This window comes from Pseudomonas sp. XWY-1, assembly GCF_002953115.1.
In the GTDB taxonomy this organism is placed as follows: Bacteria; Pseudomonadota; Gammaproteobacteria; order Pseudomonadales; family Pseudomonadaceae; genus Aquipseudomonas; species Aquipseudomonas alloputida.
This window is the reverse complement of the sequence record NZ_CP026332.1, coordinates 4,047,450-4,062,147: the sequence shown is the minus strand read 5'-3', so window position 1 is coordinate 4,062,147 and position 14,698 is coordinate 4,047,450. Positions and strand designations below refer to the sequence as shown.

Annotated in this window: 11 protein-coding genes; 8 read left to right on the top strand and 3 right to left on the bottom strand. The window is 62.1% G+C overall.

What is annotated here, in order from left to right:
- The first annotated feature begins 446 nt into the window (after positions 1-446).
- The 6 genes from fadB to PRJ_RS18845 all read left to right on the top strand — a co-directional run bounded on the left by fadB (position 447) and on the right by PRJ_RS18845 (position 7,826).
- Positions 447-2,594, top strand: a complete 2,148-nt coding sequence (gene fadB / locus PRJ_RS18870; RefSeq protein WP_104962210.1) for a fatty acid oxidation complex subunit alpha FadB — start codon at positions 447-449, stop codon at positions 2,592-2,594.
- Between the two features lie 31 nt (positions 2,595-2,625).
- Positions 2,626-3,801, top strand: coding sequence for an acetyl-CoA C-acyltransferase FadA (gene fadA, locus PRJ_RS18865; RefSeq protein WP_010953128.1), 1,176 nt, complete (start codon positions 2,626-2,628; stop codon positions 3,799-3,801).
- 75 nt (positions 3,802-3,876) lie between these two features.
- Positions 3,877-4,128, top strand: a complete 252-nt coding sequence (locus tag PRJ_RS18860) for a DUF1653 domain-containing protein (RefSeq protein WP_003248769.1) — start codon at positions 3,877-3,879, stop codon at positions 4,126-4,128.
- 100 nt (positions 4,129-4,228) lie between these two features.
- A complete protein-coding gene (gene topA, locus PRJ_RS18855) occupies positions 4,229-6,838 on the top strand; it encodes a type I DNA topoisomerase (RefSeq protein ID WP_064492315.1) in 2,610 nt (869 codons plus the stop codon).
- A 188-nt stretch (positions 6,839-7,026) separates the two neighbouring features.
- The gene (locus PRJ_RS18850; protein WP_003248773.1) at positions 7,027-7,542 is read left to right on the top strand and encodes a DUF6586 family protein; all 516 of its coding nucleotides are present in this window, start codon (positions 7,027-7,029) and stop codon (positions 7,540-7,542) included.
- A 50-nt stretch (positions 7,543-7,592) separates the two neighbouring features.
- Entirely contained in the window at positions 7,593-7,826 is a 234-nt protein-coding gene (locus PRJ_RS18845) for a hypothetical protein (protein WP_003248777.1), read from the top strand.
- A 50-nt stretch (positions 7,827-7,876) separates the two neighbouring features.
- On the opposite strand, the gene sulA is transcribed toward PRJ_RS18845, so the two are convergent.
- A complete protein-coding gene (gene sulA, locus PRJ_RS18840) occupies positions 7,877-8,353 on the bottom strand; it encodes an SOS-induced cell division inhibitor SulA (RefSeq protein WP_104962209.1) in 477 nt (158 codons plus the stop codon).
- A gap of 13 nt (positions 8,354-8,366) precedes the next feature.
- A complete protein-coding gene (gene lexA / locus PRJ_RS18835; protein WP_010953131.1) occupies positions 8,367-8,975 on the bottom strand; it encodes a transcriptional repressor LexA in 609 nt (202 codons plus the stop codon).
- A gap of 215 nt (positions 8,976-9,190) precedes the next feature.
- On the opposite strand from lexA, the gene PRJ_RS18830 reads away from it, so the two are divergent.
- Together PRJ_RS18830 and nagZ are read left to right on the top strand one after the other, a co-directional pair.
- Positions 9,191-9,898 carry a TetR/AcrR family transcriptional regulator gene (locus tag PRJ_RS18830; protein WP_104962208.1) on the top strand — a complete coding sequence of 236 codons (708 nt, stop codon included), beginning with the start codon at positions 9,191-9,193 and terminating at the stop codon, positions 9,896-9,898.
- Positions 9,899-10,087: 189 nt separating this feature from the next.
- Positions 10,088-11,086, top strand: coding sequence for a beta-N-acetylhexosaminidase (nagZ, locus tag PRJ_RS18825; protein WP_177429914.1), 999 nt, complete (start codon positions 10,088-10,090; stop codon positions 11,084-11,086).
- Positions 11,087-11,380: 294 nt separating this feature from the next.
- Here the strand turns inward: nagZ and PRJ_RS18820 are convergent, their stop codons facing one another.
- Entirely contained in the window at positions 11,381-14,698 is a 3,318-nt protein-coding gene (locus PRJ_RS18820; RefSeq protein WP_104962206.1) for a DEAD/DEAH box helicase, read from the bottom strand.

The window sequence follows — 14,698 nt, the reverse complement described above, 5'->3', positions numbered from 1 at the left end:
TGAAGGGGTGGGGTGCCAAGTCGCCGCTTTGCGTTCTGCTGCGCAGAAAAGGCCAGGCAGGCCGGGTTATTCATTCAAGCAAGTGCCAGTGTAGTCGCCTTGGCTCTTCGCGCAAGCGCAAAGCAATCAGCCGATGCTTGTGGTCAATCGCTGACATGAATGACCGGCGATCACTGTCATCATGTTTTGTACCCGGACGATAGAAAATGACTGGAAAGTCGCGTTTTCGCCGTGCTCGTGAGCATTTGACAACGCCCATCTTTTCGGAGAATGTGTGCACACCCAAATCAAACGGCCGTATGAATTGAGCGTTTGTATGTCATGACGCCAAGCCATACTTCCGACTAGCGCGCTGACGGGTGTGCCTGGGGCAAGGCAGCTTAGGCCTGCTTCTGCTGCAGCGATCGGCGTGTACAGTTCAGCTTCCATATCGTGGAGATCAGTTGATGATTTACGAAGGTAAAGCCATCACGGTTAAGGCTCTTGAAAGTGGCATCGTCGAGCTCAAGTTCGACCTCAAGGGTGAGTCCGTCAACAAGTTCAACCGCCTTACCCTGAACGAGCTGCGCCAGGCCGTCGATGCCATCCGGGCCGATGCTTCGGTCAAGGGCGTGATCGTCAGCAGTGGCAAGGACGTGTTCATCGTCGGCGCCGACATCACCGAGTTCGTCGACAACTTCAAGCTGCCTGAGGCCGAACTGGTCGCTGGCAACCTGGAAGCCAATCGCATCTTCAACGCCTTCGAAGACCTCGAAGTGCCGACCGTTGCCGCCATCAACGGCATCGCGCTGGGCGGCGGCCTGGAAATGTGCCTGGCGGCCGACTACCGGGTCATGTCCACCAACGCCAGGATCGGCCTGCCGGAAGTCAAGCTGGGTATCTACCCGGGCTTCGGCGGTACCGTGCGCCTGCCGCGCCTGATCGGCTCGGACAACGCCATCGAGTGGATCGCCGCCGGCAAGGAAAACCGTGCCGAAGATGCCCTGAAAGTGGGGGCCGTCGACGCCGTGGTCGCCCCTGAGCTGCTGCTGGCCGGTGCCCTCGACCTGATCAAGCGTGCCATCAGTGGCGAGCTGGACTACAAGGCCAAGCGCCAGCCGAAGCTGGAAAAGCTCAAGCTCAATGCCATCGAGCAGATGATGGCCTTCGAGACTGCCAAGGGCTTCGTCGCTGGCCAGGCCGGCCCGAACTACCCGGCCCCGGTCGAAGCGATCAAGAGCATCCAGAAAGCTGCCAACTTCGGTCGCGACAAGGCCCTGGAAGTCGAAGCAGCAGGCTTTGCCAAGCTGGCCAAGACCTCGGTCGCCGAGAGCCTGATCGGCTTGTTCCTCAACGATCAGGAACTCAAGCGCAAGGCCAAGGCGCATGACGAGATCGCCCACGACGTGAAGCAGGCCGCCGTGCTCGGCGCCGGCATTATGGGCGGCGGTATCGCCTACCAGTCGGCGGTCAAAGGTACGCCGATCCTGATGAAGGACATCCGCGAGGAAGCCATTCAGCTGGGTCTGAACGAGGCCTCCAAGCTGCTTGGCAACCGCGTCGAGAAGGGCCGCCTGACCCCGGCCAAGATGGCCGAGGCCCTCAACGCCATTCGCCCGACCCTGTCCTATGGCGATTTCGCCAATGTCGACATCGTCGTCGAGGCTGTGGTCGAGAACCCGAAGGTCAAGCAAGCGGTACTGGCGGAAGTGGAAGGCCAGGTGAAGGACGATGCGATCCTCGCTTCCAACACCTCTACCATCTCCATCAACCTGCTGGCCAAGGCGCTCAAACGCCCGGAAAACTTCGTCGGCATGCACTTCTTCAACCCGGTGCACATGATGCCGCTGGTTGAAGTGATCCGTGGCGAGAAGTCCAGTGAAGTGGCGGTCGCCACCACCGTGGCCTACGCCAAGAAAATGGGCAAGAACCCGATCGTGGTCAACGACTGCCCGGGCTTTTTGGTCAACCGCGTGCTGTTCCCTTACTTCGGCGGTTTCGCCAGGCTGGTCAGCGCCGGTGTCGATTTTGTGCGCATCGACAAGGTCATGGAAAAGTTCGGCTGGCCGATGGGCCCGGCCTACCTGATGGACGTGGTCGGCATCGACACCGGTCACCATGGCCGCGATGTGATGGCCGAAGGTTTCCCGGACCGCATGAAGGACGAGCGTCGCTCGGCCGTTGATGCGCTGTACGAGGCCAACCGCCTGGGCCAGAAGAACGGCAAGGGCTTCTACGCCTACGAAACCGACAAGCGCGGCAAACCGAAGAAGGTCTTCGATGCCACCGTGCTCGACGTGCTCAAGCCTATCGTGTTCGAGCAGCGTGAAGTCACTGACGAAGACATCATCAACTGGATGATGGTCCCGCTGTGCCTTGAGACCGTGCGTTGCCTGGAAGACGGCATCGTCGAAACCGCCGCCGAAGCTGACATGGGCTTGGTCTACGGCATTGGTTTCCCTCCCTTCCGCGGTGGTGCGCTGCGTTACATCGACTCGATCGGTGTGGCCGAATTCGTTGCCCTGGCCGATCAGTACGCCGACCTGGGGCCGCTGTACCACCCGACCGCCAAGCTGCGTGAAATGGCCAAGAACGGCCAGCGCTTCTTCAACTGAGCGGTCAACGAGCTAGAGCGAGAGATTTGATATGAGCCTGAATCCAAGAGACGTGGTGATTGTCGACTTCGGTCGCACGCCAATGGGCCGCTCCAAGGGTGGCATGCACCGCAATACCCGCGCTGAAGACATGTCGGCGCACCTGATCAGCAAACTGCTGGAACGCAACGGCAAGGTCGACCCGAAAGAAGTCGAGGACGTGATCTGGGGCTGCGTCAACCAGACCCTGGAGCAGGGCTGGAACATCGCCCGTATGGCTTCGCTGATGACCCCGATCCCGCACACCTCTGCGGCGCAGACCGTCAGCCGCCTGTGCGGCTCGTCCATGAGCGCCCTGCACACGGCTGCCCAGGCGATCATGACCGGTAACGGTGATGTGTTCGTGGTGGGTGGCGTGGAGCACATGGGCCACGTCAGCATGATGCACGGCGTCGACCCCAACCCGCACCTGTCCTTGCATGCCGCCAAGGCTTCCGGGATGATGGGCCTGACTGCAGAAATGCTTGGCAAGATGCACGGCATTACCCGTGAGCAGCAGGACCTGTTCGGCTTGCGCTCGCACCAGCTGGCCCACAAGGCCACGGTCGAAGGCAAGTTCAAGGATGAGATCATCCCGATGCAGGGCTACGACGAGAACGGCTTCCTGAAGGTGTTCGATTTCGACGAAACCATTCGCCCGGAAACCACCCTCGAAGGCCTGGCGTCGCTCAAGCCTGCGTTCAATCCGAAAGGCGGTACGGTCACGGCTGGTACCTCGTCGCAGATCACCGACGGCGCCTCGTGCATGATCGTCATGTCCGGTCAGCGTGCCATGGACCTGGGTATCCAGCCATTGGCGGTGATCCGTTCGATGGCCGTGGCCGGTGTCGACCCGGCAATCATGGGCTACGGCCCGGTGCCATCGACCCAGAAAGCCCTCAAGCGTGCGGGCTTGACCATGGCCGATATCGACTTCATCGAGCTCAACGAAGCCTTCGCTGCACAGGCCCTGCCCGTGCTGAAAGACTTGAAAGTGCTCGACAAGATGGATGAGAAGGTTAACCTGCACGGCGGCGCCATTGCTTTGGGCCACCCGTTCGGTTGCTCCGGGGCGCGGATTTCCGGCACCCTGCTCAACGTCATGAAGCAAAATGGCGGTACGCTGGGTGTTGCGACCATGTGCGTCGGCCTGGGCCAAGGTATCACCACTGTCTTCGAACGCGTCTGATCGCGTAGCGGGACAGCAGCCGGGGCCTAGTGCCCCGGTTTTGTTTTTTCAGGTTTTATTCAGGAGGTGTGCAACATGCAGATACAACCAGGCGTATACCGGCATTACAAAGGGCCTGAGTACCGTGTCTTCAGTGTTGCGCGGCACTCCGAAACCGAAGAGTGGATGGTGTTCTACCAATGCCTGTATGGTGATTACAGCTTCTGGGTACGTCCCCTGTCGATGTTCCAGGAGTCCGTCGAATTTGACGGCGAGCAGGTGCCACGCTTTGCTTTGGTCAAGGCCGAAGAGGGGCTGCCCGGGTTGCTGGGCAAGTCGCACGCGTGATCGTCCGAGCTTGACCTCACACTTTTGCCACTATATATAGCGGTGCCGCGTCTGGCACTTGGCGCGTTTTTTATCTTCAGATTCAGGAATACTCCGATCCATGGGCAAATCGCTGGTCATTGTGGAATCCCCGGCCAAGGCCAAGACCATCAACAAGTACCTGGGCAACCAGTACGTGGTGAAGTCGAGTATCGGCCATATCCGAGACCTCCCCACCAGCGGTTCGGCCAGCGCGAGCAAAGAGCCGGCCGCCAAGCGTGGCAAGGCTGCGGGTGAGGCGCCGGCGCTTTCGCCGAAAGAGAAGGCCCGCCGCCAGTTGGTGGCGCGCATGGGCGTCGACCCCGACCATGGCTGGAAGGCCAAGTACGAGATCCTGCCTGGCAAGGAAAAGGTGATCGAAGAGCTGCGCCGCCTGGCCAAGGATGCCGACACCATCTATCTCGCAACCGACTTGGACCGCGAAGGGGAAGCCATTGCCTGGCACCTGCGCGAGGCCATCGGGGGTGACGACACCCGCTACAAGCGCGTGGTGTTCAACGAAATTACCAAGAAGGCCATTCAGGAAGCGTTCTCGCAGCCAGGCGAGCTGGACATCGACCGGGTCAACGCCCAGCAGGCTCGGCGTTTCCTCGACCGCGTGGTCGGTTACATGGTTTCGCCGCTGCTGTGGGCCAAGATTGCCCGCGGTCTGTCCGCTGGTCGTGTACAGTCGGTAGCGGTAAAGCTTGTGGTAGAGCGCGAGCGTGAGATCCGCGCGTTCATCCCGGAAGAGTACTGGGAGATCCACGCCGACCTCGGCACCGCCAAGAACGCCAAGGTGCGTTTCGAGGTGGCGCGCGAGAAGGGCGAGGCCTTCAAGCCGCTGAACGAAGCTCAGGCCATGGCTGCGCTGGAAAAGCTCAAGGCTTCCAGCTACAGCGTGGTCAAGCGCGAAGACCGCCCGACCAGCAGCAAGCCATCGGCACCGTTCATTACGTCCACCTTGCAGCAAGCGGCCAGTAACCGCCTGGGCTTCGGTGTGAAGAAAACCATGATGATGGCCCAGCGCTTGTACGAAGCTGGTTACATCACCTACATGCGTACCGACTCGACCAACCTGTCGGCTGACGCCCTGGATATGGCACGCAGCTACATCGAGCGGGAGTTCGGCAAGCAGTACCTGCCGGAGGCGCCACTGGTTTACGGCAGCAAGGAGGGCGCCCAGGAGGCGCACGAAGCGATTCGGCCTTCTGACGTGAATACCCACCCGACCAAGCTCAGCGGCATGGAGCGTGACGCCGAGCGCCTGTACGAGCTGATCTGGCGCCAGTTCCTGGCGTGCCAGATGCCGCCAGCGCAGTACCTGTCCACCAGCGTTACCGTCGCTGCCGGCGATTTCGAGCTGCGTGCCAAGGGCCGCATCCTCAAGTTCGACGGTTACACCCGTGTGCTGCCACAGCAGAGCAAGCCCGGCGAAGACGACGTGCTGCCAGAGATGGTGCAGGGTGAAGCACTCAAGCTGATCCAGATCGACCCGAGCCAGCACTTCACCAAGCCGCCTGCACGCTTTACCGAAGCCAGCCTGGTCAAGGAAATGGAAAAGCGCGGTATTGGCCGCCCATCGACCTACGCGGCGATCATTTCCACCATCCAGGACCGTGGCTATGTGACGCTGCACAACCGCCGCTTCTACTCCGAGAAGATGGGCGACATCGTCACCGAGCGTTTGTCGGAGAGCTTCTCCAACCTGATGGACTACGGCTTTACCGCCGACATGGAAGAGAACCTCGACGACGTGGCCCAGGGCGAGCGTGACTGGAAGAACGTGCTCGACGAGTTCTACGGCGATTTCAGCAAAAAGCTGCAGACTGCCGAGTCCAGCGAAGACGGCATGCGCGCCAACCAGCCGACCATGACCAACATTCCGTGCAAGGAATGTGGTCGGCCGATGATGATTCGCACCGCTTCTACGGGTGTGTTCCTGGGTTGCTCTGGCTACAGCCTGCCGCCGAAAGAGCGCTGCAAGGCTACCGTCAACCTGGTGCCGGGCGACGAGATTGCCGCTGACGACGAGGGCGAGTCGGAATCGCGCGTGTTGCTGGGCAAGCACCGTTGCCCGATCTGCGCCACGGCGATGGACGCCTACCTGCTGGACGAGAAACACAAGCTGCACATCTGCGGTAACAACCCGGATTGCGCCGGTTACGAGATCGAAGAAGGCAACTACCGCATCAAGGGTTACGAAGGGCCGAGCCTGGAGTGCGACAAGTGCGGTAGCGAGATGCAATTGAAGACCGGCCGTTTCGGCAAGTTCTTCGGCTGCACCAACCCGACGTGCAAGAACACCCGCAAGCTGCTCAAGAGCGGCGAGGCGGCGCCACCGAAGATGGACAAGGTGGACATGCCGGAGCTCAAGTGCGAGAAGGTTGACGATACCTACGTGCTGCGCGACGGTGCTTCCGGGTTGTTCCTGGCTGCCAGCCAGTTCCCCAAGAACCGCGAAACCCGTGCGCCGCTGGTGCTGGAGATTGTGCCGCACAAGCATGAGATCGACCCGAAGTACCACTTCCTGTGCGATGCGCCGCAGAAAGACCCGGATGGCCGCCCGGCGGTGATCCGCTACAGCCGCAAGACCAAGGAGCAGTATGTGCAGTCCGAGGTCGATGGCAAGCCGACCGGCTGGAAGGCGTTCTACGACGGCAATGCCTGGAAGGTTGAAGACAAGCGCTGATCCATCGGTGCTGTGTTTGGGGCCGCTTTGCGCCCCTTCGCGGGCTTGCCCGCTCCCACAGGTATCGCGCCGCCCTTGAATGTGGCGCTGTACTGGTGGGGGCGGGCAAGCCCGCGAAGGGGCGCAAAGCGGCCCCAATCATTTATGATGCAGATATCCGCCTTGTAGCCTTATGGGAGGGCACTGAAATGGCCCAGGAACTCTACACCCGTACCAACCAGAAACTGTTCTTCGCCGGCCTCGCCCTCGAGTCCATGGCCAAGGCTGAACAAAGCCAGGCCATGAATGCCCAAGGTCTGGTCCAGGCTGAGCGCGAGTCGGCGCTGTTCCACCTGTATGGCGCTCTGTTGGGCCTGTGCCATGAGATCGGGGGCTTTTACCGCCTGCCGGTCGTCGCAACGGTGGAGCAAGCCCTGGCCGACGATGCCCTGAACGGTATCGCCATCCCGGAAGTGGCCGAGTTGCTGGAGCTGGCCCGCCAGCGGGAAACCTGGCTGGCGCAAATGCTCGGTGCTTATGCCGATTTGTTCCGACCACCGGTCGCCAGAAAAGCGCCGAAAACCGACGTTACCCAGCCCCTGATTCAAGCTGTCAATCTTGATGAGCCTGAGCATCCAGCGCTGTCGCGTGCCGAGCTGGAAAGCTGGCGCAATGACCTTAAAAGTTTGGTGAGACGTTTCCGTGACGCGTTGAGTGAGTGCTGATAGCCGCAACGGCTGGTACACTAATCGCCTTTCGCGGAGAACTGCCATTTATGTCTACGTCTTTTCTGGAAATTGTCGAGTTGCCTGACGGCCGCATCGAACTTCGTCGCGCCGAGGATGAGGGCTCTCTGGTAACCCTGGATTTCTCGGAAGACGCCAAGGTGTTCCTGCAGGGTCAGCATGTGGAAGTGGCCAAGGCCATGCTCAGTGTGGGCGTGCAGATGGCCGGTCGCCTGATGGATGGCGAGCTCGAGCGTGATGAAGGGCCGCGTGTGCTGCACTGAGTGTGCAGCAGCGTATCAGGCTATTTGAAGTGACAGGCAAAGCCTGAACATCAGCCGAGGCGGATGTTCAGGCTTTGTGCGTTTCCGGCACTGGCTGCACGTAGCAGTTGCTGGCGTGCAGTGGCATTGACGTTGCCCAGCCAGCTCACCACGGTGTGGCTGAGGCCCAGGCGCAAAGCCTCACAGGCCAGTTGCAGCGCGCTTTGATTGCTGCGGGGTTGCAGCAGCAGAATACGTTCACGGTTGAGCCCGGCATCGCGCAGCCAGGCCTGGGTCAGGCTTGGCGGTGGGGCGATCAGGGTCAGCCAGCGGGCCTCGTCCTCTTCGCTCAGTTCGCGCAGCACGGGTGCCAGCAGGCTTTGGCAGTGGCCAGGGGCGCCGCGCAGCGACAGTTCGCTGAACAGCTCGGGCTGGCTGCTCTTGCGCGCCGGTTCCCTGGCTTTCAGGCCTGGCAGCACGGGCTGGGCGAGGAATGCTTCGAACAGGGGCAACTGGGCTTGCTCGGGTGCGTGAATGAACTGCTGCATGACGCCTCCTGGATCAGCGGCGAATGACGCCGACGCTCAAGCCCTCGATCACCAGTTCCTGTTCTTTCAGGTCGACTTCGATGGGGGCGAATTCGGGGTTTTCGGCAAGCAGCCAGACTTTGCTGCCTTCGCGCTTGAAGCGCTTGACGGTGACTTCGTCACCGATGCGCGCCACAACGATCTGGCCGTTGCGGGCTTCACGGCAGGTGTGCACAGCCAGCAGGTCACCGTCGAAGATGCCGACGTCCTTCATGCTCATGCCGTGTACGCGCAGCAAATAGTCGGCTTGGGGGTGGAAGAAGGCAGGGTTGATGTTGCAGGATTGCTCGATGTGCTGTTCGGCAAGAATCGGCGCACCGGCAGCGACCCGGCCGATGATGGGCAGGCCGGCTTCTTCGGCCTTGGCTTCCAGGCCAGGGATGCGGATGCCGCGGGAAGCGCCCGGCGTCATTTCGATCGCGCCCTTGCGGGCAAGGGCCTTGAGGTGCTCCTCGGCGGCATTGGGCGACTTGAAGCCCAGCTCCTGAGCAATCTCGGCGCGTGTAGGCGGGAAGCCGTTGTCTTCCAGGCAGCGCTTGATGAACGCGAGAATTTCGGCTTGGCGTGGCGTCAGTTTCAACATGGTAAGCGCTCTGTCTTTTTGTACAGTGACTGGAATTATATACAGTACTGGGTGCGCTGCAAGCCAAAAGGCGCAATAAACAGAAGAGGTGGCGCTTGCAGTGGGCCGGCTGGCGCTTTTAAATGGCGACCGCCCAGTCACCGAGCCTTGACAGAAGCAGGGCTGAAACGTATGTTTCAAACACCTGTTTGTCTGGCGGAGTAGTCGGAGTAGTCATGGCCCAATCGGAAACCGTTGAACGCATTCTCGACGCTGCCGAGCAGCTGTTCGCGGAAAGGGGGTTCGCCGAAACCTCGTTGCGGCTGATTACCAGCAAGGCCGGGGTCAACCTGGCGGCAGTCAACTATCATTTCGGCTCCAAGAAGGCGCTGATCCAGGCCGTTTTCTCGCGTTTCCTCGGCCCATTCTGCGCCAGTCTGGAGCGTGAGCTGGAGCGCCGCCAGGCCAAGCCGGAGCACAAGCCCAGCCTCGAAGAACTGCTGGAAATGCTCGTAGAGCAGGCGCTGGCCGTGCAGCCGCGCAGCAACAACGACCTGTCGATCTTCATGCGCCTGCTGGGCCTGGCGTTCAGCCAGAGCCAGGGTCACCTGCGGCGCTATCTGGAAGACATGTACGGCAAGGTGTTTCGCCGCTACATGCTGCTGGTGAACGAGGCTGCGCCACGCATTCCGCCACTGGAACTGTTCTGGCGTGTGCACTTCATGCTGGGTGCCGCGGCCTTCAGCATGTCCGGTATCAAGGCCCTGCGGGCGATTGCCGAGACCGACTTCGGCATCAACACCTCGATCGAGCAAGTGATGCGCCTGATGGTGCCGTTCCTGGCGGCAGGCATGCGCGCTGACAGCGGTGTGACCGACGAGGCGATGGTCACTGCGCAGCTGCGCCCGCGCACAAAGACCGGTTCGGCTACCGCCAAGGCCTGAAGGCTGGGCGCGGCGGGGCGCTTCCGCTAAGCTAGCGCCCATGCCCGATTTCGATCTACTTCGCATCTCCCTTGCTGACCAGTGCCTGTATGGCTTCGCCTGTGGCCAACGGCGCGTGTCTGCCGGTGTCTGCTGCCCCCCGGTGGGCCTCTCTCTGTCTTCAATGAAGGATTACCCATGACTGTCAGCCTGCAAGGCTCCCTGATGGTGGATATCGCCGGTAAATGGCTGACCGCCGAAGACCGTCAACTGCTTCGCCAGCCGGAAGTGGCTGGCCTGATCATCTTCGCCCGCAATATCGACAACCCGCGCCAGGTGCGCGAACTGTGCGCGTCCATCCGCGCCATTCGCCCTGATCTGATCCTGGCAGTGGACCAGGAAGGCGGGCGCGTACAGCGTCTGCGCCAGGGCTTTGTGCGCCTGCCAGCCATGCGTGCGCTGGCCGATAACGACAATGCCGAGTACCTGGCTGAGCAGTGCGGCTGGCTGATGGCGACCGAGGTGCTGGCGGTTGGCCTGGACCTCAGCTTCGCTCCGGTGCTCGACCTGGACCACCAGCGTAGCGCCGTGGTGGGCAGCCGCGCCTTCGAGGGTGACCCGCTGCTTGCAACGCGCTTGGCCGGCGCGTTCATCCGTGGCATGAATGCGGCGGGTATGGCTGCCTGTGGCAAGCATTTCCCGGGGCATGGCTGGGCCGAAGCCGATTCGCACGTGGCCATCCCCACTGATGAACGCAGCCTGGAACAACTGCGCCAGGCCGACCTGGTGCCGTTTACCCGCCTGAGTGGGCAGCTGGCGGCAGTGATGCCAGCGCATGTCATCTACCCGCAGGTTGACAACCAGCCCGCTGGCTTCTCGCGGCGTTGGTTGCAGGACATCCTGCGTGGCGAGCTGGGCTTTGACGGGGTGATCTTCAGTGATGACCTGTCGATGGCCGGTGCGCATGTGGTGGGCGATGCAGCCAGCCGTATCGAAGCGGCGCTGAGCGCCGGTTGTGATATGGGCCTAGTGTGCAATGACCGGGCGGCGGCGGAGCTGGCGCTGAGTGCGGCGCAGCGGTTGAAGGTCAAACCGTCGCCGCGGATTGCGCGGATGCGCGGGCAAGGTTTTGCGCGGACCGATTATCGCCAGCAGCCGCGCTGGCAGGAGGCGTTGGGGGCGTTGAAGGAAGCTCAGCTGGTCGATTGACTGCGCGGGCCTGTTCGTTCCCACAAGTCGGGTTTACCTGCGAATACGGTAGCGACGGCAACGGTTAATGGCGGGTGGAGATTGGTCGGCAGGACCGGCCCTTTCGCGGGTAAACCCGCTCCTACACGCGGCCTGCGTCCAACCACCGACCTGTGTCCACCCCTGATCCGTTGTAGGAGCGGGTTTACCCGCGAATACGGTAGCGGCGGCAACGGTGAGCGGCAGGTGGAACTTGGCCAGCAGGCCCGGCCCTTTCGCGGGTGAACCCGCTCCTACGCTCTATTCCCCTTTGGCCTACCGCCCGCGTTTCCCAGGCAATGGCGCAAACAGGGCCTCGATTTCTTCATCGCCAAGCCGCCACTGCCCAGCCTGCCCGCCGTCCAGCAGGCTGGCTGCCAGTGCTGCCTTTTCCTGCTGCAACAACTGGATCTTCTCTTCCACCGTCCCCCGGGTAATCAGCTTGAACACGAACACCGGTTTGTCCTGGCCGATGCGGTAGGCACGGTCGGTAGCCTGGTTTTCGCTGGCCGGGTTCCACCAGGGGTCGAAGTGGATCACGGTGTCCGCCGCCGTCAGGTTCAAGCCTACGCCCCCCGCCTTGAGGCTGATCAGGAACACTTCGCTTTCACCTTGCTGGAACTGCTGCACTGGTGTGCGACGGTCGCGAGTGTCGCCGGTCAGCAGGCTGTAGCGGATTTTGCGCTTCTCGAGCTCCTGCTCGATCAGCGCCAGCATCGAGGTGAACTGTGAGAACAACAAAACCCGGCGCCCTTCGCTGAGCAGTTCTTCGAGCATCTCCAGCAGCGCACCCAGCTTGCCCTTGTCGGCCTGGTTGCCTTTGCTTTCTACCCCCTTGACCAGACGCAGGTCACAGCACACCTGGCGCAGCTTGAGCAACGCGTCGAGGATCACGATCTGGCTGCGTGCGGCGCCATTGCGGGCGATTTCGTCGCGGACCTTCTGGTCCATGGCCACTCGCACGGCTTCATACGTATCGCGCTGGGCATCACTGAGCTCGACCCAGTGCACCATTTCGGTCTTGGCCGGCAGTTCTGTGGCCACCTGCTCCTTGGTGCGGCGCAGCAGGAACGGCCGGATGCGGCTGGCCAGGTGGGCCATGCGCTCGCTGTCACCGTGGCGTTCGATCGGGTTGCGGTAGTCCTGGTTGAAGCGCTTCAGGTCGCCCAGCCAGCCGGGCATCAGGAAGTGGAAGATCGACCACAGTTCACCCAGGTTGTTTTCCATCGGCGTGCCGGTCAGGCACAAACGCTGCCCGGCCTGTAGCTCGCAGACGGCGAGGGCAGCCTTGCTGCTGCTGCTCTTGATGTTTTGCGCCTCGTCCAGTATCAGCACGTGCCAGGCCTGGGGGCGCAGCTGTTCGAGGTCGCGCGGCATCAGGGCGTAAGTGGTCAGGACCAGATCGTACTCATGCAGCTTGGTGAAGTGCTTGCTGCGCCCCGGCCCATGCAGTGCCAGGACGCGCAGGTCGGGGGCGAAGCGCTGGGCCTCGTCCAGCCAGTTGGGTATGAGGCTGGTCGGCATGACTGCCAGGGCCGGTGCACTCAGGCGCCCGGACTGTTTCTCCAGCAGCAGATGGGCCAAGGCCTGCAGGGTCTTGCCCAGGCCCATGTCGTCGCCGAGGATGCCGCCGGTACCCATCTCGCGCAGGGCCTGCAGCCAGTTCAGGCCTTGCTGCTGATAAGGGCGCAAGCTGGCCTGCAGCCCGATGGGCGGTTCTACCTGCAGGTCCCGGGCATCGCGCAGGCGGCGGCCCAGGTCGCGCACGTGCTCCCCACCTTCCCAGTGCAGGGGCAGGCCTTCGATTTCATTCAGGCGCGCGGCGTCGGCACGCTCCATGCGCAGGGACGGGCCTGCCGTGTCCTCATGCAAGTAGAGCTCGCCCAGGGTGCCCATGACTGCCTTGATGCGGCCGTAGGGCAGGGCGACGCGCAAAGCCGGGGCATCGAGACGGCCGCGATTGAGGTCGATCAACAGGTGTTCATCGTCACTGCGTCGGGCCAGTTCGCTGGGGCGTAGCAGCTCCGGGCTGCTGCGCAACAGGTGCAGCACGATCGGCAGCAGGCTGTGGCGCTGGCCATCGACCACGATGCCTAGTTCCAGGTCGAACCATTCATGGCCGGGCGCTTCGTCGATGGTTGCATACCAGTCGTCCACCTCCTGCAGGTTGAAGGCGAAGTCGCGGTGAATGTCGATGTCCCAGCCGGCTTCGCGCAGGCGCGGCAGGCCCTCGCGGGCAAAGCGCAGCCAGGCTTCGTCGTCAGGCAACTGGTGCATTTCGCCGGCACTGTCGGGTAGGGCCTTGCTCTGCCGTGTGGCGGGTTTGAAGCCGAAATCGCGCAGCATCTGGCGCAGCGTCTGCTCGGCTTGAGGCTGGCGGCGAATGCGCTGGCTGGTGCTGCCTGCCAGGCGGGTCAGCGGCTTTTCGTCAGTGCCGCTGGCCTGCAAGCCGTCATAATCGAACGCCAATGCGGCGCGATGTTGCATCTGCCGTTGCATGCGACCGGTTTTTGGCATGTAGGCGGTGTATTCAAGGCTGCCGAGAGCAAGAAGGGGCTTGGGCTGGATGTTATCGAGCAACTGCTCCTGCACTTGCGTCGGGGTCGGCACCTTATGGCTGAGGGCATTGAGCTTGTGGCTCAGGGGTACGACCAGGTGTTCCGGTACATCGGGTGCAATAGTCAGCTGCACGGCGACGTGCGGATCCAGGCTGTGCTCGACCTTGCCCACTTCACGGGTCGGCAGGTCCAGGTAGTAAAGCGGCAGCAGCGGGATGACGCAGCGCAGCATCGCTTCGCCGCTGTACCACCGCCCCCGGTAATTTCCGTTGTCCAGGCGTACCCAGCGAAACTCGGCGTGGCGCACCGGGCCTTCATGAAGCAGGGGGAGGTCGGTATCGAAGAACATCCGCCCGGTTTCGAGGGCGCGCTGGAACAGCTCGCCACCTTCATGGCCCTTCAGTCGGTAGCCGCGATCCTGGCCGCCGCCCTGATTCAAGGCCGAGAGCAGGCGCAGAATGCGGATGTCTTCGTCTGTTACGAAGCGCGGTGGCTCGTAGAGAAAATCGTAAAGGGACTGGACGCGGCTGAAGCGGATGCCGTCCTCCGTGCGCGTGCCCTTGCGCACAAGCAGGGCGCAGCCGGCATCGTCGGTAAGCTGCAGCTGATAGCACACCATGCGCCCGCGTTTGTCTTCGGTAGCGTCGGCTTTGGGCGGGGCCTGCTCCAGGCCGCTCAACCAGTGCTGCAGTTCGGCAGACAAGGCGCCCGGGTTGGCTTGCGTGTCCTTACTGCTGGAAAAGCGCTCGCTGACGCAGAAAAGGACAGCGGCGCAATGCTTGCAGTTTTGCCGTACCGGGCAATCGCAGTCACCGCGCACATGGCAGCGGCCGCCCGCTACGTGCAATTTGATGTGTTGCCGGTAGTGGTTGCTGCCGCTCCCTTGGCAACTGGCCGTTATGGTTGGCCCATGAATGCCTTCCAGTTCGGCCCTGCCTTCCTCGGCATAGCGCTCACCGCGCTGCAGGGCAGCTTTGCTGAACGATTGAATCCAGTTCGGATAGGCGTTCACCATTTCGGCGGCATCGTCCTTCAT

Coding starts and splice junctions, on each gene's coding strand:
- PRJ_RS18830 (WP_104962208.1), top strand. CDS start 9,191: ATGGCCCAATCGGAAACCGTTGAACGCATTCTCGACGCTGCCGAGCAG.
- fadB (WP_104962210.1), top strand. CDS start 447: ATGATTTACGAAGGTAAAGCCATCACGGTTAAGGCTCTTGAAAGTGGC.
- PRJ_RS18820 (WP_104962206.1), bottom strand. CDS start 14,698: ATGAAGGACGATGCCGCCGAAATGGTGAACGCCTATCCGAACTGGATT.
- PRJ_RS18850 (WP_003248773.1), top strand. CDS start 7,027: ATGGCCCAGGAACTCTACACCCGTACCAACCAGAAACTGTTCTTCGCC.
- lexA (WP_010953131.1), bottom strand. CDS start 8,975: ATGTTGAAACTGACGCCACGCCAAGCCGAAATTCTCGCGTTCATCAAG.
- topA (WP_064492315.1), top strand. CDS start 4,229: ATGGGCAAATCGCTGGTCATTGTGGAATCCCCGGCCAAGGCCAAGACC.
- fadA (WP_010953128.1), top strand. CDS start 2,626: ATGAGCCTGAATCCAAGAGACGTGGTGATTGTCGACTTCGGTCGCACG.
- PRJ_RS18860 (WP_003248769.1), top strand. CDS start 3,877: ATGCAGATACAACCAGGCGTATACCGGCATTACAAAGGGCCTGAGTAC.
- PRJ_RS18845 (WP_003248777.1), top strand. CDS start 7,593: ATGTCTACGTCTTTTCTGGAAATTGTCGAGTTGCCTGACGGCCGCATC.
- sulA (WP_104962209.1), bottom strand. CDS start 8,353: ATGCAGCAGTTCATTCACGCACCCGAGCAAGCCCAGTTGCCCCTGTTC.